21 protein-coding genes and 1 pseudogene are annotated in these 18,807 nt (G+C 62.9%); 11 read left to right on the top strand and 11 right to left on the bottom strand.

Going from position 1 to position 18,807, the window contains the following annotated elements; translation table 11 throughout:
* Positions 1–6: 6 nt before the first annotated feature.
* Positions 7–942, top strand: a complete 936-nt coding sequence (locus FJ419_RS07920; protein ID WP_095766529.1) for a ribose-phosphate pyrophosphokinase — start codon at positions 7–9, stop codon at positions 940–942.
* Here the strand turns inward: FJ419_RS07920 and FJ419_RS07915 are convergent, their stop codons facing one another.
* The gene (locus FJ419_RS07915; protein ID WP_140689264.1) at positions 943–1,509 is read right to left on the bottom strand and encodes a dihydrofolate reductase family protein; all 567 of its coding nucleotides are present in this window, start codon (positions 1,507–1,509) and stop codon (positions 943–945) included.
* Between the two features lie 124 nt (positions 1,510–1,633).
* A complete protein-coding gene (locus FJ419_RS07910) occupies positions 1,634–2,503 on the bottom strand; it encodes a helix-turn-helix transcriptional regulator (protein ID WP_140689263.1) in 870 nt (289 codons plus the stop codon).
* Between the two features lie 163 nt (positions 2,504–2,666).
* Here FJ419_RS07910 and FJ419_RS07905 point away from each other — a divergent pair, with 163 nt between their 5' ends.
* Positions 2,667–3,896 (top strand): MFS transporter, encoded by a 1,230-nt coding sequence (locus FJ419_RS07905; protein WP_181170637.1) that lies wholly within the window; start codon positions 2,667–2,669, stop codon positions 3,894–3,896.
* A gap of 150 nt (positions 3,897–4,046) precedes the next feature.
* Here FJ419_RS07905 and FJ419_RS07900 read toward each other — a convergent pair whose 3' ends face one another.
* Positions 4,047–5,354 (bottom strand): glycosyltransferase, encoded by a 1,308-nt coding sequence (locus FJ419_RS07900; RefSeq protein WP_140689261.1) that lies wholly within the window; start codon positions 5,352–5,354, stop codon positions 4,047–4,049.
* A gap of 191 nt (positions 5,355–5,545) precedes the next feature.
* On the bottom strand, positions 5,546–6,403 hold the full coding sequence (locus tag FJ419_RS07895) for an alpha/beta hydrolase (protein ID WP_140635461.1): 858 nt from the start codon (positions 6,401–6,403) through the stop codon (positions 5,546–5,548).
* A gap of 144 nt (positions 6,404–6,547) precedes the next feature.
* Here FJ419_RS07895 and FJ419_RS07890 point away from each other — a divergent pair, with 144 nt between their 5' ends.
* Positions 6,548–6,991 (top strand): MarR family transcriptional regulator, encoded by a 444-nt coding sequence (locus FJ419_RS07890; protein ID WP_140689259.1) that lies wholly within the window; start codon positions 6,548–6,550, stop codon positions 6,989–6,991.
* 46 nt (positions 6,992–7,037) lie between these two features.
* Here FJ419_RS07890 and FJ419_RS07885 read toward each other — a convergent pair.
* Together FJ419_RS07885 and FJ419_RS07880 are read right to left on the bottom strand one after the other, a co-directional pair.
* A pseudogene (locus FJ419_RS07885) lies at positions 7,038–7,421 on the bottom strand (ATP-binding cassette domain-containing protein); the annotation flags it as partial.
* Positions 7,422–7,522: 101 nt separating this feature from the next.
* On the bottom strand, positions 7,523–8,113 hold the full coding sequence (locus tag FJ419_RS07880; RefSeq protein WP_181170636.1) for a TetR/AcrR family transcriptional regulator: 591 nt from the start codon (positions 8,111–8,113) through the stop codon (positions 7,523–7,525).
* Between the two features lie 96 nt (positions 8,114–8,209).
* Between FJ419_RS07880 and FJ419_RS07875 the strand changes: the two genes are divergently transcribed.
* Entirely contained in the window at positions 8,210–8,704 is a 495-nt protein-coding gene (locus FJ419_RS07875; RefSeq protein WP_210241650.1) for a cupin domain-containing protein, read from the top strand.
* 23 nt (positions 8,705–8,727) lie between these two features.
* Here FJ419_RS07875 and FJ419_RS07870 read toward each other — a convergent pair whose 3' ends face one another.
* Positions 8,728–9,363: a glutathione S-transferase family protein gene (locus FJ419_RS07870; protein ID WP_140543246.1), complete on the bottom strand. Its 636-nt coding sequence runs from the start codon at positions 9,361–9,363 to the stop codon at positions 8,728–8,730.
* A 346-nt stretch (positions 9,364–9,709) separates the two neighbouring features.
* Here FJ419_RS07870 and FJ419_RS07865 point away from each other — a divergent pair, with 346 nt between their 5' ends.
* The 6 genes from FJ419_RS07865 to FJ419_RS07840 all read left to right on the top strand — a co-directional run bounded on the left by FJ419_RS07865 (position 9,710) and on the right by FJ419_RS07840 (position 14,530).
* Complete coding sequence (locus tag FJ419_RS07865; protein WP_140689255.1) at positions 9,710–10,351, top strand: 50S ribosomal protein L25/general stress protein Ctc; 642 nt, start codon at positions 9,710–9,712, stop codon at positions 10,349–10,351.
* A gap of 111 nt (positions 10,352–10,462) precedes the next feature.
* Entirely contained in the window at positions 10,463–11,185 is a 723-nt protein-coding gene (pth, locus tag FJ419_RS07860; RefSeq protein WP_140689253.1) for an aminoacyl-tRNA hydrolase, read from the top strand.
* Between the two features lie 198 nt (positions 11,186–11,383).
* The gene (ychF, locus tag FJ419_RS07855) at positions 11,384–12,487 is read left to right on the top strand and encodes a redox-regulated ATPase YchF (RefSeq protein WP_140543248.1); all 1,104 of its coding nucleotides are present in this window, start codon (positions 11,384–11,386) and stop codon (positions 12,485–12,487) included.
* A gap of 18 nt (positions 12,488–12,505) precedes the next feature.
* Positions 12,506–13,480, top strand: coding sequence for a magnesium/cobalt transporter CorA (corA, locus tag FJ419_RS07850; protein WP_140689251.1), 975 nt, complete (start codon positions 12,506–12,508; stop codon positions 13,478–13,480).
* A 112-nt stretch (positions 13,481–13,592) separates the two neighbouring features.
* Positions 13,593–14,063: a MaoC family dehydratase gene (locus tag FJ419_RS07845; protein WP_140635452.1), complete on the top strand. Its 471-nt coding sequence runs from the start codon at positions 13,593–13,595 to the stop codon at positions 14,061–14,063.
* Positions 14,060–14,530 carry a MaoC family dehydratase gene (locus FJ419_RS07840; RefSeq protein WP_140689249.1) on the top strand — a complete coding sequence of 157 codons (471 nt, stop codon included), beginning with the start codon at positions 14,060–14,062 and terminating at the stop codon, positions 14,528–14,530. The genes FJ419_RS07845 and FJ419_RS07840 overlap by 4 nt, the downstream gene beginning before the upstream one ends.
* A 161-nt stretch (positions 14,531–14,691) precedes the next feature.
* On the opposite strand, the gene FJ419_RS07830 is transcribed toward FJ419_RS07840, so the two are convergent.
* From FJ419_RS07830 to petA, 4 genes are all read right to left on the bottom strand, one after another.
* Entirely contained in the window at positions 14,692–15,237 is a 546-nt protein-coding gene (locus FJ419_RS07830) for an adenine phosphoribosyltransferase (RefSeq protein ID WP_095766724.1), read from the bottom strand.
* A gap of 96 nt (positions 15,238–15,333) precedes the next feature.
* On the bottom strand, positions 15,334–16,191 hold the full coding sequence (locus FJ419_RS07825) for a cytochrome c1 (RefSeq protein ID WP_140689247.1): 858 nt from the start codon (positions 16,189–16,191) through the stop codon (positions 15,334–15,336).
* Positions 16,192–16,212: 21 nt separating this feature from the next.
* Complete coding sequence (locus FJ419_RS07820; RefSeq protein ID WP_140543252.1) at positions 16,213–17,514, bottom strand: cytochrome b N-terminal domain-containing protein; 1,302 nt, start codon at positions 17,512–17,514, stop codon at positions 16,213–16,215.
* A gap of 16 nt (positions 17,515–17,530) precedes the next feature.
* Positions 17,531–18,091 (bottom strand): ubiquinol-cytochrome c reductase iron-sulfur subunit, encoded by a 561-nt coding sequence (gene petA / locus FJ419_RS07815; RefSeq protein ID WP_095766509.1) that lies wholly within the window; start codon positions 18,089–18,091, stop codon positions 17,531–17,533.
* 311 nt (positions 18,092–18,402) lie between these two features.
* Between petA and FJ419_RS07810 the strand changes: the two genes are divergently transcribed.
* Positions 18,403–18,747: a cupin domain-containing protein gene (locus tag FJ419_RS07810; protein ID WP_140689245.1), complete on the top strand. Its 345-nt coding sequence runs from the start codon at positions 18,403–18,405 to the stop codon at positions 18,745–18,747.
* Positions 18,748–18,807 lie beyond the last annotated feature (60 nt).

Here is an 18,807-nt window from a genome sequence, read left to right as displayed (position 1 = left end):
CGGTGCATGAAGCTTTTCGCGGGCAATTCCAATCGGGTGCTGGCCGAGGCGGTCGCTCGCTATCTCAACGTCCCGCTGGGAAAGGCCAGCGTCAGGCGCTTCGCCGACCAGGAAATCTTCGTCGAGATCCAGGAAAACGTGCGCGGCGAGGATGTCTTCATCCTGCAATCGACCTCTTATCCGACCAACGACCATCTGATGGAACTGCTCATCATGATGGATGCCTTCATGCGCTCCTCGGCGCGGCGCATCACGGCGGTCATCCCCTATTTCGGCTATGCAAGGCAGGACCGCCGCGCCTCGGGCCGCACGCCGATCTCGGCCAAGCTGGTCGCCAACATGATCACCCGCGCCGGCGCCGACCGCGTGCTGACGCTTGATCTCCATGCCGGCCAGATCCAGGGTTTCTTCGACATCCCGACCGACAATCTGTTCTCGGTGCCGGTGATGGCCCGCGACGTGAAGGCCAAGTACAAGCAGCTCGGCAATGTCGTCGTCGTGTCGCCCGACATTGGCGGCGTGGTGCGGGCGCGCGCGCTGGCCAAGCGTTTCGATGCGCAGTTGGCCATTGTCGACAAGCGCCGCGAGCGTCCCGGCGAATCGGAAGTCATGAACATCATCGGCGCCGTCGCCGGCAAGGACTGCCTCCTGATCGACGACATCGTCGATTCCGGCGGCACGCTTTGCAACGCGGCCGACGCGCTGCTGGCCAATGGCGCGACCTCGGTCACCGCCTACATCACCCATGGCGTGCTCTCCGGCGGCGCCGTTGCCCGTATCGCCGGATCGAAGCTGCAGGAACTGGTGATCACCGATTCCATTCAGCCGACGCAGGGCGTGCTCGACGCCCCGAACATCCGTGTCATTTCGATCGCCGACCTGCTGGGCGAAGCGATCTCGCGCACCGCGACGGAAGAATCGGTCTCGAGCCTGTTCGATTAATCAAAAATTGGTTTCCGCGGGCGCATAGCGCAGCAGCGTGACCCCTTGCGCCAGGCGCTCCGTGCCGAGCGGCCTCAACGCCAGCGACAGGCCGGACTGGAAATAGGGCTTGCCGCCGCCTAGCACGACCGGATGCATGTAAAGCCGGTATTCGTCGATCAGGCCGGCACGCGCAAGGTGCCCGGCAAGGTCGGCGCCGGAGACCGAGATCTCGCCATCTGTATCCGCCTTGAGGGTCCTTGCCACCGCCTCCGCGTCGGCCTTTACCAGGCGGGCATTCGGCCCGACCTCCTGAAGCGTGGTCGAAAACACAACCTTCGGCGTCTCCCGCCACGCGCGGGCAAAATCCCGCTCGACGTCCTCAGCCGCGATATCGCGTTCCGGGCTGTCCCAGAAGCGCATGGTTTCATACATCCTGCGCCCGCACAGCGCGATCGACGTCCGCCTCATCTCGTCGTTGAAATGCCGATGCAATTCTTCCTCGGGAACCGGCAGGTCGATGTCTCCGCTCGGCCCGGCGATGTAGCCGTCCAGCGATGTCAGCATGGCATAGACAATCGTTGCCACCAGCGTTCCTCCGATTTTGTCTCCTTACAAAGGGAAGCATAACCAATTGCAATTTGCAACCAGTATTCGGCAAACGGAACCAGACTGAGAACCGACACATCAACTCAATGCTGACGACGCTGTCTCACGCAGCGATCGGACCGCCTGTGCGGCGCGGGTTCTCACCGGCATCGCGCGCGCCACGCATATAGCCGCGCGGCGAAGCGCCGAGCATGCGCTTGAACATGGTGATGAAGGCCGGCACGCTGTCATAGCCGAGATCGAGCGCCATCCTGGTGATCGGCTCGCCGTCGGCGAGCCTTGGCAACGCCGCGAAAAGACAGGCCTGCTGGCGCCAGGTCGACAGCGACAGCCCGGTCTGGCGATGGAAGGCGCGGGTGAACGAGCGCCGGCTCATGCCCGAGGCATCCGCCCATTCGTCGATCGTCGCATGTGGCGAAGGGGCCGCCACGAAGCGCCGGCACAGCGCCGCGAGCTTCGGATCGGACGGGAAAGGCAAGCCGAGCGGCCGCTCCGGCAGGTTCGGGATCTCGTGCAGCAGCAGTCCCATGACGAGCGCCGCCCGCCCTTCGAGCTCGCCGCCCTGCGGCAGCTTCTCAGATTCGACGATGAGGCTGTGCATCAGCTCGGTGATGCCGACGACGCGCAAGCTGTCCGGCAGGCCGGCAATGGCACCCGGCATCACATAGACCGAGCGCATCGAGACGTCGCCCAACATCTCGACGGAATGCTCGATGCCGGCCGGTATCCACATCGCATGGTCGGGCGGAACCATCCAGCGCCCGCGCCTGGTCGTCACCAGGACCACGCCGACCAGCGCGTGCAGCAGCTGGCTGCGGCTGTGGCGGTGCTGCGGCACGTGATAGCCGTCCGGATATTCGGTCGGCAGCGCGACCGCCGGCCCGACGGCCTGTTCCAGCCATTGCCAGCGGCTTTCATGCAGCCGGCCGAGCTCGGCGGCGTCGCCCTTGAATATCTCCTTGCCATACGGCATCGATGTGGCCCACTTGCGAAACTATTGGACCAAACCACGAAAGAAGTCGCTTGGCAACGGGCCTATAAGGCCGCCTGCGGTTCGCCGCCTAGAGCATGATCCCGAAAAGTGGGAACCGGTTTTCGGACAAGATCATGCTCCAACGATACTACGGAGCATTGCCTTGACTGATACGACCGCCACCTCCGTCGCCGCACCGGCGCCGGCAAGCAACATCTCGGCGCAAGCGACGGCCTTCACCGTCATTCTTGCGGTGAGCTTCTGCCACTGTGTCAACGACATCATGCAGTCGCTGCTTTCGGCGATCTATCCGCTGCTCAAGGACAATTACGGTCTCGATTTCTGGCAGATCGGCCTTTTGACCTTCACCTTCCAGGTGACGGCCTCGCTGCTGCAGCCGGTGATCGGCATGATCACCGACAAGAAGCCGATGCCCTATTCCTTGCCTTGGGGCATGGCCTCCTCGCTGGTCGGCCTGGTTGTGCTCGCTCATGCCGGCCATTACTGGCTGCTGCTGATCGGCGCCTCTTTGATCGGCGTCGGCTCGGCGATCTTCCATCCGGAATCCTCGCGTATCGCCCGCTTCGCCTCGGGCGGCCGCTTCGGCCTGGCGCAATCGCTGTTCCAGGTGGGCGGCAATTTCGGCCAGGCCATGGGCCCGTTGCTCGCCGCCTTCATCGTCGTGCCGTTCGGCCAGACCAGCATTTCCTGGTTCGCCGTCGGCTCGCTGATCGGCATCGTCGTTTTGTGGCGGGTCGGCGGCTGGTACAGCCGGCTGCGCGCCTCGCTGGCAACCCGCAAGCAGGCTGCCCATGTCTCGCCCTTCGCGCGCAAGAAGGTCATGTGGGCATTGGCCGTGCTGACGCTGCTGGTGCTGACCAAGAACGCCTATATCGCCTCGCTCTCCAGCTACTACACCTTCTACGCCATGCATAAATTCGGCGTTTCGGTGCAGATGAGCCAGGTGATGCTGTTCCTCTTCCTTGGCGCCTCGGCGCTGGGCATCCTGCTCGGTGGCCCCTTCGGCGACCGCTACGGCCAGAAGGCGATGATCTGGTTCTCGATCGTCGGCGTGCTGCCCTTCACGCTGGCGCTGCCCTACGCCAATCTGGAATGGACGATGGTGCTCACCGTGCTGATCGGCCTGATCCTGTCGTCGGCCTTCTCCAACATCGTCGTCTTCGCGCAGGAGCTGGTTCCGGGCCGCGTCGGCATGATTGCCGGCATCTTCTTCGGCTTCGCCTTCGGCATGGGCGGCATCGCCGCCGCGGTGCTCGGCGTCGTCGCCGACATGAAGGGCATCGACTTCGTCTACCAGATCTGCTCGTACCTGCCCTTGCTTGGCCTGCTAACGGTGTTCCTGCCCAACATGAAGGAAGCGCGGAAGGCCTGAGCCTATCGGCAGCGGCCAAGCTGCCGTTCAACAAAAGATCGCCGCCGGGTTCGGAGCCTTGAAGGTTCCGGAGCCGGCGGCGGCGTCCCATGGCGCGACGCTTGCTTTACCCAACAAGCAGCTTCTTCCCTCGCCGCCCTCGCGACGAGATCAGCTCCTTCCCCTCAAACCCAGGCGTTGCAAAAGGCCGTGAAGAACGCGGCCCCGGCCATCGGCCGGGTTCGCCGCCGGCTGGCGTTGCCGCCTCGGCAGCGCGGCGAACAGCTCGGGAAGCTTTCGGAGCGTCGAATTCCAAAGCAGCGTGTCGAGCTGTGCGATGTCCGCCGAATTCAGCGCTTCAGGTTCGCTTCTGAGCGCTTGGGCAAGCACATCCCGGAAGTCTTCCGGCCTGTCCGCCAACCGGACATTCGGCCAATGCTGGAATTGCTCGTAGCCGCGCAACGCGAAGGATGTCGCCACGACCGGCTTGCGGCTGTACAGCGCTTCCGCGGTCTTGATATTCGTGCCGCCGCCTTCGACGATCGGAAGCATCACGACGTCGGCAAGCTCGATCAGCGCGCTGAGGTTCGCGCCGTCCTGCATGCCGAGCAGCTCGATCCGGGCATTGTCGGCGCCACGGTGCCGCAGGAATCCGGGATCGCTGCGAATCTGGTCGGCAACGCCGCCAACCACCACAATCCGCTCCGAGGCTGAGAGAAAACCAAGGTCCGGATCCGTCATCTGCAGAAAACCGCGGGCGTTGGGTGGATGGCCCGATCCGACGAACAGCGCTGTGCGCAGGCCGGCGAACCGCGATGCCCAACGATCGAGGCCGACGGGCGTTTCCCGCGGCCATACGCCGTTGGCCGCGACCACCACGCTTGGATTGAGCTTGCGAAAATAGGCTGCATCCTGCTCGCTGACCGCGACCACCAGGTCCGCCTTTGCGGCAAGATCGGACTCGATGTCCGCCGCGCGTCGCGCGCTCCAAAGGTCCGTTCCCGCGCCGGCTATCTCGGCCTCTTGCGCCAGCAATTGCTGTTCGACGTTTTGCGAGCTGTAGACGATTGAAAAACGCGCCTCGGGCGAGCACGTTTCAACATACTCACGCAAGGCCGGCCAGAGCCAGCATTGCTCCACCGCGACGACATCCGGCCTGAAGTCGTCGAGAAATCTTGCGATTTCGCGACGATGGGAGCTGCTCCGCGCGATGAATTCAGCGGTGGCGACGTCGGAACGCCATTTGCGCCTGGCCATCTGCTTGCGAAACCGGCGCGGCATCTCGATGAAAAGATCGTCGGCCTCCATTTCCCGCCTGGCGCCGCGGTTGGGAGTAACGAGGACATGGCGTGTTTCCCACCCACAGTCCCGCAGGACCTTGTGGATGGCGTTCGCCCGCAGCTGGCCGCCCTGGACCGGCTGCCGGATCGGATACGTTCCCAGCGAAACATATCTCATCGGATCGGCGTGATGCTGCAACCGCCGGCATCAAGCAGCGATCCTACGACGGCGCTCATTTTCTTGCCCCCTTCTCCAGAGGCGACAGTACCATTTTTCGATGCCAAGTCTGGAGATGATATCGGCGGCCGGGTGCTGGCTTCTCGTCGAAAGGAACGTCATCCTTGCAGCACCCGCCCGAGGCGGGTGCTTTCGCGTTTTGGCAGGCAGCCTCAGGCCTTGAAGAAGGCCAGCAGGTCGGCGTTGATGACATCCGCATGGGTCGTTGCCATGCCGTGCGGGAAACCCTTGTAGACCTTGAGCTCGCCCTTCTTGAGCAGCTTGATCGAGATGAGTGCGGAGTCGGCGATCGGGACGATCTGGTCGTCGTCGCCATGCATGACCAGCACCGGCACGTCGATTTTCTTCAGGTCCTCGGTGAAGTCTGTCTCGGAGAAGGCCTTGATGCAGTCGTAATGCGCCTTGGCGCCGCCCATCATGCCCTGGCGCCACCAATTGTCGATGACACCTTCGGAAGCCTGGGCGCCGGGACGGTTGAAGCCGTAGAACGGGCCGGCCGGCACGTCGTGGAAGAACTGGGCCCGGTTGGCCGCCAGCGCCGCGCGGAAACCGTCGAACACCTCGATCGGCAGGCCGCCGGGATTGGCCGGCGTCTTCAACATGATCGGCGGCACCGCACCGATCAGCACGGCCTTGGCGACACGGCCTCCGCCGCCATATTGCGCGACATAGCGCGCGACCTCGCCGCCGCCTGTCGAATGACCGACGTGGATGGCATCCTTGAGGTTGAGATGCTCCGCGAGCGCAGCCACATCCGCGGCATAGGTGTCCATCTCGTTGCCGGTATCGGTCTGGCTAGACCTGCCATGGCCGCGCCGGTCATGGGCGATGACGCGGTAGTCCTGTGCCAGGAAGAACAGCATCTGGGCGTCCCAGTCGTCGCTGCTCAGCGGCCAGCCATGGTGGAAGACGACCGGCTGGCCAGTCCCCCAGTCCTTGTAGAAGATCTGCGTTCCGTCCTTCGTGGTGATCGTGCCGCTGCCCGAACCCGACTTGGTTTGCGAGGTCATCTCAATCTCCTTATATTAGCGCGATAAACAATATCGCGATAACTATCTCGTAATGGAGATCGGGAGCCTTGTCCACGAAAATATGTATCGCGATACCATTTCCCGTGGTACATAAAGGATGCTCAGTCGGCAAAGGAATGCGCCGTGCCTCTCCCGTTGGACAATCAGCTCTGCTTTACCCTCTACGCCACCAGCATGGCGATCAACCGCACCTACAAGCCAATGCTGGACGAGATGGGGATCACCTATCCGCAATATCTCGTGCTTAATGCGCTGGGAGAGACGGACGGCATGTCGGTGGGCAGCATCGCGCATCGGCTGGCCCTCGAATCGAGCACCATCACGCCGCTGGTGAAACGCATGGAACAGGCTGGCCTTGTCACCCGCCAGCGCAGCCAGACGGACGAGCGCCAGGTGCAGGTCGACCTGACCGCCGCCGGACGTGCTCTGCTCGTCCGGTGCAATTGCCTGAACGAGACCCTGATCGAGCGATCAGGCATGAAGCCCGCTGAACTCGATGCCCTGAACCGGCAAATCCAGGCGCTGCGCAATGCTTTAAGCGGCGGCCAGATGGTGGACACCGCCTAGGGCTAATTGAGATTCAAGATCGGGCCGGCATCACCTGAATATCACCCTAGTGCAGGCCGAACTCGCGTAGCAACTCCTCGCGATAGCGCACGAAGCGGCTTTCGCTGCGCTCGCGCGGCCGCGGTAGGTCGACATCGATCAGTCGCGCCGCACTGCCTTTCTCCCTGGGCAGTATCAGCACCCTGTCGGCAAGATAGATCGCCTCTTCAAGGTCATGGGTCACCATAACCACGGTGACATTCTCCTCGCTCCAGATGCGCGCCAGCTCCTCCTGCATGGAGATCTTGGTCATGGCGTCGAGCGCCCCGAGCGGCTCGTCGAGCAGCAGGATTTCTGGCTGCACCGTCAGTGCCCTGGCGATGCCGACGCGCTGCGCCATGCCGCCGGAGAGCTGCCTGGGATATGCATCGCTGAATTCGGCAAGGCCCATGCGGGCGGCGGCTGACGGCGAGGCTCGGCTGCCGACAAGCGGATCGCAACGGGAACTGTCCTTGGATGGCGCCGGCACTTTCGGCCAATGCTGGGAAACCCTCAGGGAGCCACCGCCAACTCGATCAGGCCGGCGGCAAGTTCCGCGGCCTCGCTGTCGCCCAGGGGACTGAGCGCCCGCCAGATATGGAAACTGATGGCAGCTTGCACGGCGGCATCCACGTGCATTCGCCGCTCACTATCGGGCCGTGCCGCCTCCATCAGGACCCGGCGAACGGCATCAAGGTACTGGCCCAGACCTTTCTCTATGATTTGCTTGAGAGCTGGTCGCAATTCTGCGTCACGCATCACGTTGGCGGTCATCGGTTCCGTCTCGCGATACCAGCCGTAAAGATCCGACAGAACCCGACGGATTCGCCTGGACGGACTTTCGATCGAGAGCCAGGCAGCCGGATCCGGCACTGGATGAAGCTCCCGCCAGTGGGATGAGCATGCGGCAAGCAGCGACTGCTCGTCGGGAAAGTGGTCGTAGACTGTCACTCGCTGCACGCCGGCGCGGCTGGCGATTTCACTGATTTGCGTCGCTGCCGGCCCGACAGTGCGGTGGAGTTCGATGGTCGCATCCAAAATCGATTGCCGCGTCTCCGCTGCCCGCTCCGCACGCTTCTTCTGCTCATATTTTCGCGTGGTCACAAATTTCGCCTTACATCGCGTTAGATGAAACTTGACAGCTCCCATGTGGTCATACATTATCAGCTTACAATGTGTAAGCCGAAATGGAAACGCGTCATGGAAACCGCCCGCAACGTGCTAGGTCCCGACGAGGGCCAACTCGTATATCTCTTTGCTCTTAGCGCCCGCTACATGATCGACGGCAATACGACCAACCGGGCATTCAGCCTCGTCGAACATCGATTGCCTGCACGTGCGCTCGGCGCTCCATTGCACACCCACCGCAACGAAGACGAATATTCCTACATCCTCCAAGGGAGCATCGGATTGCAGCTTGGTGAGCAGATCCTGGTGGCCGGACCGGGAGACCTGGTTATGAAGCCGCGTGGCGTGCCGCATGCGTTCTGGAACGCCGGTGACGACGAGGCGCGTCTGCTCGAGCTGATATCCCCGGCCGGATTTGAAGGTTATTTTCGCGAATTGGCGCCGCTGCTGGCTGTCCAGCCCGTGGACGAGGCCGCAATCGGTGAGATCGTCGCCCGCTATGAACTCGATATCGACTTCTCCAGCATTCCGGCGCTGGCCGAGCGGCACGGCTTGCGTCTGGGATAAGCCATCGCCGCGACGCATACCATTCAGTCGACCGGCGGCAGCTGCGGCGCTTCCAGTCCGTTGAAAGGGTCGCGCCAGTCATCGATCGCCTCGAGCCGGCCATACCAGCGGCGAATAGAGGGGTAGTCGCCGAGCGGCAATCGGGCGGCATCGTTGAAAGGCAGGAATGTCGCCATGCGGAAATCGGCATAGGAGACGGAATTGCCGACCAGCCAATCGCGTCCGGCAAGCTCTGGCTCGAGGATCGCGGCGGCGGCGTGGAACTGCCTCAACCCCTCCTCGACCAACGCCCGATCGATAGGACCGAGCCCATAGCGCTGCTTGGTCCCACGCTCGAAATGCACCATGTCGCAAGCGAAAGCGAACCGTTCCTTGCCCCAGCTGATCCAGCGGATCATGTCCGGCTCGTCCTCCCCGCTGCGCCAGAAATCCGAATGCGTCTCGCGCGAAAGCCGGCAGGCGATGGCGTCGGCCTCCCAAAGGCTCCATCCCGGCCCGACCAGGATCGGCAAGGTCAGATTGGGGTTCAGCGCGCGATAGCGTTCGGCCTGCCCCGGCGCCATGGGCGATGCGAACTCGAACGCGATCTCCGCCTTGAGATGGCGCGCCGTGGCGACCGCGAGGCGAGGATTGGGATTGCGGCTGAACAGAAGCTTCATATCGGTCCCCATTGGGTCTGGTCAGATGCCGCAGGACGGCTGAGAACCACCCGTTCCTACATTTGCCGCAAATCGGATTTCCGGTTTATGCTTTCGGTGCTTGGTAACCGCCCGCAACCCTTCCGGCCAACCGCTTGCACCCTTGCCCGCCTTCCGCTATAGAGCCGCCACCCGCGTAGACACCCTTGGAGGCAACGCGGAGGAAGGCCGGCCAGGCCTGCATGATCCCCAAGACGCTTTTGGATCGCCAAACGCATCGACAGATCGTGCAAGGCGCGACGGCTTTCGACGTTTACGGACGGGTTTGCCGGCCGCGAACGCTCCACAACACGCGAAAGGAAATGCCATGAGCCACGATGCTTATGAGCTGAAAGCCGAAGCGCGCGAACAGGTCGGTAAGGGGTCCGCCCGTGCAGTTCGTCGCGACGGTAAAGTGCCTGCAGTTATCTACGGCGACAAGCAGCCTCCCCTGGCGATTGTGCTCAACTACAAGGACATCTTCTACAAGATCCATGGCGGCGGGTTCCTGACCACAATCGCCACGATCGATGTCGACGGCAAGAAGATCCAGGTCCTGCCGAAGGATTTCCAGCTCGACCCGGTCAAGGACTTTCCTGTCCATGTCGACTTCCTGCGCATCGGCAAGGACACCGAAGTCAATGTCGACGTGCCTGTCCACTTCATCAATGAAGACAAGTCGCCAGGCATCAAGCGCGGCGGCGTGCTTAACATCGTTCGTCACGAAGTCGAGTTCCACTGCCCGGCCAACGCGATCCCGGAGTTCATCACCGTCGATCTCACCGGCACCGATATCGGCGATTCGATCCACATCTCGTCGGTCAAGCTGCCGGCCGGCGTCAAGCCGGTCATCTCCGATCGCGATTTCACCATCGCGACCGTTGCCGGCTCCTCGGCGATGAAGCCGGAGACGGAAGCGACCACGGAAGCAGTGGAAGAGACGGCGGCCCCGGAGGCCGAAGAGAAGTAATTCTCCGGGCCGGATGATTTCATCCGGCTCTAAACCAAAGAAATAGGGCATGATGTTTTCCGAAAATCGCTTCACACTTTTCGGCATCGTGCTCTAAGTCTGGAGGCGACGATGCTTGTCTTTGCAGGCCTCGGCAATCCGGGCGCGAAATACGAAAACAACCGGCACAATGTCGGCTTCATGGCGGCGGACGCGATTGTCCGCCGCCATTCCTTTTCGCCCTGGTCGAGAAAATTCCAGGGCCTGGTCTCAGAAGGCACGCTCGGCGGCGAAAAAATCCTGCTGATCAAGCCGCAAACCTTCATGAACCTCTCCGGACAGTCGGTCGGCGAAGCGCTGCGCTTCTACAAGCTCGAACCATCCGCCCTCACCGTCTTCTACGACGAGATCGACCTTGCCGCCGGCAAGCTCCGGGTCAAGGTGGGCGGCGGCTCCGGCGGCCATAACGGCATCCGCTCGCTCGACCAGCATGTCGGGAACGCCTATCGCCGGGTGCGCATCGGCGTCGGCCATCCCGGCGTCAAGGAGATGGTGCACGGCCATGTGCTTGGCGATTTCGCCAAGGCCGACCGCGAGTGGCTCGATGTCCTGCTGGATGCAATTGCCGACGCTGCCGGCTTGCTCGCCAAGGGCGACGACAGCTCGTTCATGAACCGGGTCACGCTCGCCTTGCGCGACAAGCTTGTGCCGACCGGCGACGACGACCGCCCGCCGCCCAAGGCGCCGAAGCAGCAAAGCCATGTCCGCCAGGCGCGCCCGCAGCAGCCAGCGGCAAAGCTTCCGGAAAGCGGCCCGATGGCTGCCATGCTGAAGAAGCTCTTTGGCAAGGACTAAAGCATGTCTCCCGAAAGTGGGAACCGGTTTCGGGGTAAAGACATGCGCAATATCAAAAGCCTAAAGCGCAGGGAGCGAATCTAAAAGATCGCGACGCGCTTTAGGCCCTGTCACGGTAAAGGCATGGGGCTTGACGTTCGTCACCCCTATCGCCCATAGCCCTCACCAAAATCGAATTTCCGACAGGATTGGACGAACATGGGTTTCAAATGTGGCATCGTTGGCTTGCCCAACGTCGGCAAGTCGACGCTGTTCAACGCGCTGACCAGGACGGCTGCCGCGCAGGCCGCCAACTATCCTTTCTGCACCATCGAGCCGAACACCGGCGAGGTGGCGGTGCCCGATCCGCGCCTGCAGAAGATCGCGGCGATCGGCAAGTCGAAGGAGATCATCCCGACCCGCATCTCCTTCGTCGATATCGCCGGCCTGGTGCGCGGCGCCTCCAAGGGCGAAGGACTGGGCAACCAGTTCCTCGCCAACATCCGCGAGGTCGACGCCATCGTGCATGTGCTGCGCTGCTTCGAGGATGACGACATCACCCATGTCGAAGGCCGCATCGACCCTGTCGCCGACGCCGAGACGGTCGAGACCGAGCTGATGCTCGCCGACCTCGAAAGCCTCGAGCGCCGCATCGCCCAGATCCGCAAGCGCGCCGCCGGCAAGGACAAGGAAGCCATGGCCGTCCTGCCCATGATGGAGGCCGCGCTCGAGCTTCTGCAGGCCGGCAAGCCGACGCGCTTCCTGCTCAACGGCATCGCGACGGAGGACCTGCGCATCCTGCAGGGGCTGAACCTGCTCACCTCGCATCCCGTTCTCTATGTCTGCAACGTCGCCGAAGCGGACGCCGCCACCGGCAACGAGCACACCAGGGCGGTGGAGAAGATGGCGGCCGCGCAGGGCGCCGGCACGGTGGTGATCTCGGCGGCGATCGAGGCGGAAGTCGCCCAGCTTTCCGATGAGGAAGAAATGGAGTTCCTTGCCTCGATCGGACTCGATGAGCCGGGCCTCAACAAGGTGATCCGCGCCGGCTACGAGCTCCTGCATCTGATCACCTATTTCACCGTCGGGCCGAAGGAAACGCGCGCCTGGACGATCCACAAGGGCGACAAGGCGCCGCAGGCGGCCGGCGTCATCCACACTGACTTCGAGCGTGGCTTCATCCGCGCCCAGACGATCGCCTACAACGACTTCGTCACGTTGGGCGGCGAGGCGGCCGCCAAGGAAGCCGGCAAGGCGCGCGACGAAGGCAAGGAATATGTCGTCCAGGACGGCGACATCATGCTGTTCAAGTTCAACACCTGATCTCCAGGAGACCCGGCGATGATAAAGACCTTCGTCGTGGACAATGATCGCCTGCGCCTCACCGAGGACCTCGCGGCGGACGGCGACAGGGTTGTCTGGGCCGATCTTTTCAACCCGACCAAGGAGGAAGAGGCGCGCATCGAGAGCTGGCTGGGCATTGCCATTCCGACCCGCGAGGAGATGGAAGAGATCGAGATTTCGAGCCGTCTCTATATCGAGGATGGCGGCTACTTCATGACTGCCGTGCTGCCGGCGCAGACCGAGGCCGACGATCCCTTGATGTCTCCGGTGACCTTCGCGCTCGCCGGCAAGAGGCTGATCACCATCCGCTATCATCAGCCCAAGGCCTTCAAGACCTTCCCGCAGCGCGCCGAGAAGGTGGCGACCGGCTGCACCAGCGGCGACACCATCCTGATCGGCCTCCTCGAGGCGATCGTCGATCGCCTGGCCGATATCCTTGAGCGCGCCGGCCGCGAGGTGGAAACGATCTCGCGCGACATTTTCGAGGCGCGCTCGACCAAGGCCTCGAAGCGCAACCGCGATTTCCAGGAGCTTCTGAAAGGCATCGGCCGCAAGGAGGACATCGCTTCCTCGGTCCGCGACAGCCTGATCTCGTTGCAGCGCCTTGCCGGCTTTCTCGCCCATGTCGCGGACCAGACCAAGATGAGCAAGGATGTGCGCGCCCGTATCAAGACGCTGTCGCGCGACGTGCTCTCGCTTGCCGACCATGCCACCTTCCTGTCGCAGAAGATCTCCTTCCTGCTCGATGCCACGCTCGGCATGATCTCGATCGAGCAGAATGCCATCATCAAGATCTTCTCGGTCGCCGCCGTCATCTTTCTGCCGCCGACGCTGGTCGCCTCGATCTACGGCATGAATTTCGACATCATCCCCGAGCTCAAATGGGAGTTCGGCTACCCCTTCGCCATCGCCCTGATGGTGGTCTCGGCGATCCTGCCCTTCTGGTATTTCCGCCGCCGCGGCTGGCTCTGACGGACTTGGCCGGCGTTGGCTGGCTTACCAGAAATCACTTGACCAAATCGACTTGGGCCGGCATCCGGGTTTTCCGATCCTCGGGATCGCGTTCGTCAACCGGATTGCCGACATGACCGGAAAAACCTGGGCTTATGAGGATTTCGCCGAAGGCGCCTCGCTCGACCTCGGCAGCAAGGACGTAAGCGCCGCCGAGATCATCGAATTCGCCTCGGAGTTCGATCCGCAGCCGATGCATCTCGACGAGGAAGCCGGCAAGGCGAGCATCCTCGGCGGGCTTTCGGCTTCGGGCTGGCATACCTGCGCGATGTTCATGCGAATGCTGTGCGATGCCTTCCTGCTCGATTCGACCTCGCAGGGCTCGCCCGGCATCGAGCATGTGAAATGGAAGAAGCCGGTGCTGGCCGGCGACAGGCTTACCGGCACGCTCACCATACTTTCCAAGCGCCAGTCGAAATCGAGGCCGCAGCTCGGCTTGGTCACCATGCGCAGCGAGCTCGTCAATCAGCGCGGCGAAAGCGTCTTCGAACTCGAAAACACCGGCATGTTCCTAGCGCGTGATACCACAAGGGACCTGTCATGACCCTGGACGAGTATTTCCTGATCGGCGAGACCGTCACGCTCGGCTCGCATAAATTCGAAGCCGACGAGATCAAGGCGTTCGCCAACAAATACGATCCGCAGGTCTTCCACGTCGATGAAGAGGCTGCGAGGAAGAGCGTGCTTGGCGGGCTCTGCGCCTCGGGCTGGCACACTGCCGCCACCTGGATGAAATACAACCTCGAAAAGCGCATGGAGACCGAGGGCGTGCGCTGGACAGGCCCCGATCCGCAGCCCGAATTCGGCCCCTCGCCCGGCTTCCGCAATTTGAAGTGGCTGAAGCCGGTCTACGCCGGCGAGACCGTGACTTTCACGCGCACCGCGCAGGCGCACCGCCCGCTCGCCGGGCGGCCCGGCTGGAACCTGCTGACGCTGCGTTCGGAAGGTTTCGATTCGACCGGCGACAAGGTGATCGAGTTCGACAGCGCCGTTCTGGTGAAGGTGGGATAGCGCCTCTCCTTCTCCCCTTGTGGGAGAAGGTGTCGCCGAAGGCGACGGATGAGGGGTGCTCCAGGGAAAGCCAGCGCCTCACTCCGCTGGAACACCCCTCATCCGTCTCGGCGCTGCGCGCCGATCCACCTTCTCCCACAAGGGGAGAAGGGGAAAATCGCTCAATGCCCCTCGAACCCGATCAGCGTCCTCACCGGCACGCCTAGCGCTTCCAGCTTCTGGCGGCCGCCGAGATCCGGCAGGTCGATGACGAAGCAGGCCGCGACGATATCGGCGCCGATCTGCCTGAGCAGCTTCACCGCGGCTTCCGCCGTGCCGCCCGTGGCGATCAGGTCGTCGACCACGATCACCTTCTCGCCCGGCGAGACGCCGTCCTTGTGCATCTCCATCTCGTCCAGGCCGTATTCGAGGCTGTAGGCGACGCGCACCGTCTCGTAGGGCAGCTTGCCTTTCTTGCGGATCGGCACGAAGCCTGCCGAAAGCTGGTGCGCCACGGCGCCGCCGAGGATGAAGCCGCGCGCCTCGATGCCGGCGATCTTGTCGATCTTCAATCCGGCATAGGGATGGACCAGCTCGTCGATGGCGCGGCGGAAGGCGCGCGCGTCGCCAAGCAGCGTGGTGATGTCGCGAAACAGGATGCCGGGCCTGGGGTAGTCCGGAATGGTGCGGATGGCCGCTAGCAGCGTGTCTTCGAGGGAGGATTTCATGGGCGGTTGATCCGTTGCCGCACAGTTTTGCCGGCAAGCGGCTGAAAAGAAAAGGGCGCCATTCGGCGCCCTTGCATTTTTCTGGGGCAAGCCGCCTCAGTGCGCCACGTCGGCCCACACCCTGCGCTTGGTCATGTAGACCAATGCGCCGAAGACCAGCAGGAAGATCATGACGCGGAAGCCTGTCTTCTTGCGATCCTCGAGATGCGGCTCGGCGGCGAACATCAGGAAGGCCGAGACGTCGCGGGCATACTGGTCGACGGTCTGCGGCGAGCCGTCGTCATAGGTCACCTGGCCGTCCGAGAGCGGCTTGGGCATCTTCAACGACACGCCGGACAGGAAGTACGGATTGTAGTGCGTGCCTTCCGGGATCACCATGCCGGCCGGCGGCGTCCGGTCGTAGCCGGTGAGCAGCGAGTGGATGTAGTCCGGACCGCCCTGCGCATACTGAGTGAAGATGTCGAAGATGAAGCGCGGGAAGCCGCGCTCGACGCCGCGCGCCTTGGCAAGCAGCGACATGTCGGGCGGCGCGGCGCCGCCATTGGCGGCAGCGGCGGCCTCTGTGTTCGGGAACGGCGCCGGGAAGTGATCCGACGCCTTGCCGGGACGATCGAACATGTCGCCGGCATCGTTCGGGCCGTCATGGATGGTGTATTCGGCGGCCAGCGTCTTGATCTGCGCCTCCGAATAGCCGAGGCCTTCCAGCGTGCGGAAGGCCACCAGGTTCATCGAGTGGCAAGCCGAGCAGACTTCCTTGTAGACCTTCAGGCCGCGCTGCAGCTGCGCCTTGTCATAGGTGCCGAACGGACCGGCGAAGCTCCAGCTCATTTCCCTCGGTTCGTTGATCGGGAAATGCGTCGGAGCGGCCGCGTTGTGTTCCTCTTCGGCGGCGATGGCAGCGGTGCCCGCGACCACCAAGCCAAGCAGCGCCAGCGAGGTGAGAATCTTCTTCATACCCAAAATCCCCTCAGATTCTCAGCCCGTGGTTTCCGGCGCGGCGGCAGCGCGTGCCGGATGTCCGCTGCCGCCCTTTTTCTTTTCAAGCACAGCCTCGGTGATCGAGTTCGGCAGCCTGCGCGGCGTCTCGATCAGGCCGAGCACCGGCATGATGACCAGGAAGAAGGCGAAGTAGAACAGCGTCGCCATCTGCGCCATGAACACATAGCTGCCTTCCGCCGGCTGCGAGCCCAGCCAGCCGAGCAGGATGGCGTCGGCTACGAACAGCCAGAAGAACAGCTTGTACCATGGACGATAGACCGCCGAGCGCACCTTGGAGGTGTCGAGCCACGGCACCAGGAACAGCATGGCGATGGCTCCGAACATGCACAGCACGCCGCCGAGCTTGGAGTTGATCGGGCCGATGTTGAAGGTGATGGCGCGCAGGATCGCGTAGAACGGCAGGAAGTACCATTCCGGAACGATGTGGGCCGGCGTCTTCAGCGGGTTGGCGACCGTGTAGTTGTCCGGGTGGCCGAGAAAGTTCGGCAGGTAGAAGACGAAATAGGCGAAGACGAACAGGAACACGATCATGCCGAACGCGTCCTTGATGGTGGCGTAGGGCGTGAAGGCGACGGTATCGGTCTTCGACTTGACCTCGATACCGGTCGGGTTCGACTGGCCCACGACATGCAGCGCCCAGATGTGCAGCACGACGACGCCGGCGATCATGAACGGCAACAGGTAATGCAGCGCAAAGAAGCGGTTCAGCGTCGGATTGTCGACGGCGAAGCCGCCGAGCAGCAGTTCCTGGATCCAGTTCCCCACCAGCGGAATGGCGCTGAAGAAGCCGGTGATGACGGTAGCGCCCCAGAAGCTCATCTGGCCCCAAGGCAGCACGTAGCCCATGAAGCCGGTGGCCATCATCAGGAGGTAAATGATGCAGCCGAGGATCCACAAGAGCTCGCGCGGCGCCTTGTAGGAGCCGTAGAACAGGCCGCGGAAGATATGGATGTAGACGGCGACGAAGAAGAACGAAGCGCCGTTGGAATGGAGATAGCGCAAGAGCCATCCCGAATTCACGTCGCGCATGATCTTCTCGACCGAATCGAAGGCGAGATTGGTGTCGGAGGTGTAGTGCATCGCCAGCACGATGCCGGTCAGGATCTGCGCGGCCAGCATGATCGACAGGATGCCGCCGAACGTCCACATGTAGTTGAGGTTGCGCGGCACCGGATAGGCGACGAAGCTGTCATGGACCAGCCGCGGCAGCGGCATGCGGGCGTCGAACCAGCGCTCGATACCGGTCTTGGGCGTATAGGTCGAGTGTCCCTCGCTCATCGAAATGTCCCCTGCCTCAACCGATAAGGATCTTGGTATCGGAAATGAACTTGAATACCGGGATCGCCATGTTCTCCGGCGCCGGGCCTTTGCGGATGCGGCCGGCGGTGTCGTATTGCGAACCGTGGCACGGGCAGAACCAGCCGCCGAAATCGCCTTCCTGGCCTAGCGGGATGCAGCCGAGATGCGTGCAGACCTGCACCATCACCATCCAGGCTTCCTTGCCGGGCGTGGTGCGGTTGGCGTCGGTCGCCGGCGCGTCGGACGGCAGGTTGGCGTTGCGCGCGATCGGATCCTTGAGGTCGGCGAGATTGACGGCCGCGCCGTCCTTCATTTCCTTTTCGGTGCGGTTGCGCACCACCACGGGCTTGCCGCGCCACTTGACGACCAGCGAGCTGCCGGGCTGCAGTGAAGAAACATCGACCTCGACCGAAGCCAGCGCCAGCGTCGAGGCGTCCGGGCGCATCTGGTCGATGAACGGCCACGCGACGGCCCCAGCGCCGACAACGGCGGCCATGCCGGTAGCCACGTAGAGAAAATCGCGACGGTTGGGATCGTGGATGTCGGTTGCGCTCACGGGTGCCTGATCCTTTCGCCTCTTCCTAACCGGAGGCCGAGCCTTGTCCCCGCTCAATCGCACCTGCCCGACAGCGCATGGCGAACAGGCTAGCGAATTCCTCCGGCATTTGGAGTTCGGTTTATGCGTGCGGCCCGTTTTTGTCCAGCGGGGTGAGACCACAAGGGCAGATTGTCGCGGGGATACGCGACGGCCGTGCCTAGCGCGTCTCCGCCAGGCGGCCGGACAGGTTGAAACAGCCGGAAATCCGGGGGCAAATCGGGCGGGTGTTCGCCTCGACATCGGCTGCTGGCCCGGTCTATTCTGCCGCCATGGCGTATGTCATTGAACGCTACAGCTGGGCCGACGCCCCCGACCGCTGGATGGGCGAGCTGCAATGCGGCCAGTTCGGTGCCAATTCCTGCCTGATCTTCAACTATCAGCCGACGGTCGGCGGCGGCCCGCGCCTCCACAAGCATCCCTATGCGGAAATCTTCGTCATCCGTTCCGGCACCGGCCTGTTCACGATCGGCGACCAGGAGATCAAGGCCACGGCCGGCCAGATCCTGATCGTGCCGCCCGACACGCCGCACAAATTCACCAATCTTGGCCCCGGCCCGCTCGAAAGCACCGACATCCACGAGAACGGCCACTTCATCACGGAATGGCTGGAATGATTCTTCCGATCGTCGGACCGAGCCTGTCCGAAGGCTGATTGCAGCCTAGTTCCATCGATC

Origin of the sequence: Mesorhizobium sp. B2-6-2 (genome assembly GCF_006440615.1) — a bacterium.
GTDB lineage: Bacteria > Pseudomonadota > Alphaproteobacteria > Rhizobiales > Rhizobiaceae > Mesorhizobium.
This window is presented reverse-complemented; position numbering and strand designations above follow the sequence as displayed.

What these genes read in the sequence shown, in the direction of transcription:
- FJ419_RS07820 (WP_140543252.1), bottom strand. Translation starts at nt 17,514, where the DNA reads ATGAGCGAGGGACACTCGACCTATACGCCCAAGACCGGTATCGAGCGC.
- FJ419_RS07910 (WP_140689263.1), bottom strand. Translation starts at nt 2,503, where the DNA reads ATGCCGTATGGCAAGGAGATATTCAAGGGCGACGCCGCCGAGCTCGGC.
- FJ419_RS07825 (WP_140689247.1), bottom strand. Translation starts at nt 16,191, where the DNA reads ATGAAGAAGATTCTCACCTCGCTGGCGCTGCTTGGCTTGGTGGTCGCG.
- FJ419_RS07830 (WP_095766724.1), bottom strand. Translation starts at nt 15,237, where the DNA reads ATGAAATCCTCCCTCGAAGACACGCTGCTAGCGGCCATCCGCACCATT.
- FJ419_RS07840 (WP_140689249.1), top strand. Translation starts at nt 14,060, where the DNA reads ATGACCCTGGACGAGTATTTCCTGATCGGCGAGACCGTCACGCTCGGC.
- FJ419_RS07895 (WP_140635461.1), bottom strand. Translation starts at nt 6,403, where the DNA reads ATGACCTCGCAAACCAAGTCGGGTTCGGGCAGCGGCACGATCACCACG.
- FJ419_RS07870 (WP_140543246.1), bottom strand. Translation starts at nt 9,363, where the DNA reads ATGAAGCTTCTGTTCAGCCGCAATCCCAATCCTCGCCTCGCGGTCGCC.
- pth (WP_140689253.1), top strand. Translation starts at nt 10,463, where the DNA reads ATGCTTGTCTTTGCAGGCCTCGGCAATCCGGGCGCGAAATACGAAAAC.
- ychF (WP_140543248.1), top strand. Translation starts at nt 11,384, where the DNA reads ATGGGTTTCAAATGTGGCATCGTTGGCTTGCCCAACGTCGGCAAGTCG.
- FJ419_RS07845 (WP_140635452.1), top strand. Translation starts at nt 13,593, where the DNA reads ATGACCGGAAAAACCTGGGCTTATGAGGATTTCGCCGAAGGCGCCTCG.
- FJ419_RS07875 (WP_210241650.1), top strand. Translation starts at nt 8,210, where the DNA reads ATGGAAACCGCCCGCAACGTGCTAGGTCCCGACGAGGGCCAACTCGTA.
- FJ419_RS07810 (WP_140689245.1), top strand. Translation starts at nt 18,403, where the DNA reads ATGGCGTATGTCATTGAACGCTACAGCTGGGCCGACGCCCCCGACCGC.
- FJ419_RS07920 (WP_095766529.1), top strand. Translation starts at nt 7, where the DNA reads ATGAAGCTTTTCGCGGGCAATTCCAATCGGGTGCTGGCCGAGGCGGTC.
- FJ419_RS07865 (WP_140689255.1), top strand. Translation starts at nt 9,710, where the DNA reads ATGAGCCACGATGCTTATGAGCTGAAAGCCGAAGCGCGCGAACAGGTC.
- corA (WP_140689251.1), top strand. Translation starts at nt 12,506, where the DNA reads ATGATAAAGACCTTCGTCGTGGACAATGATCGCCTGCGCCTCACCGAG.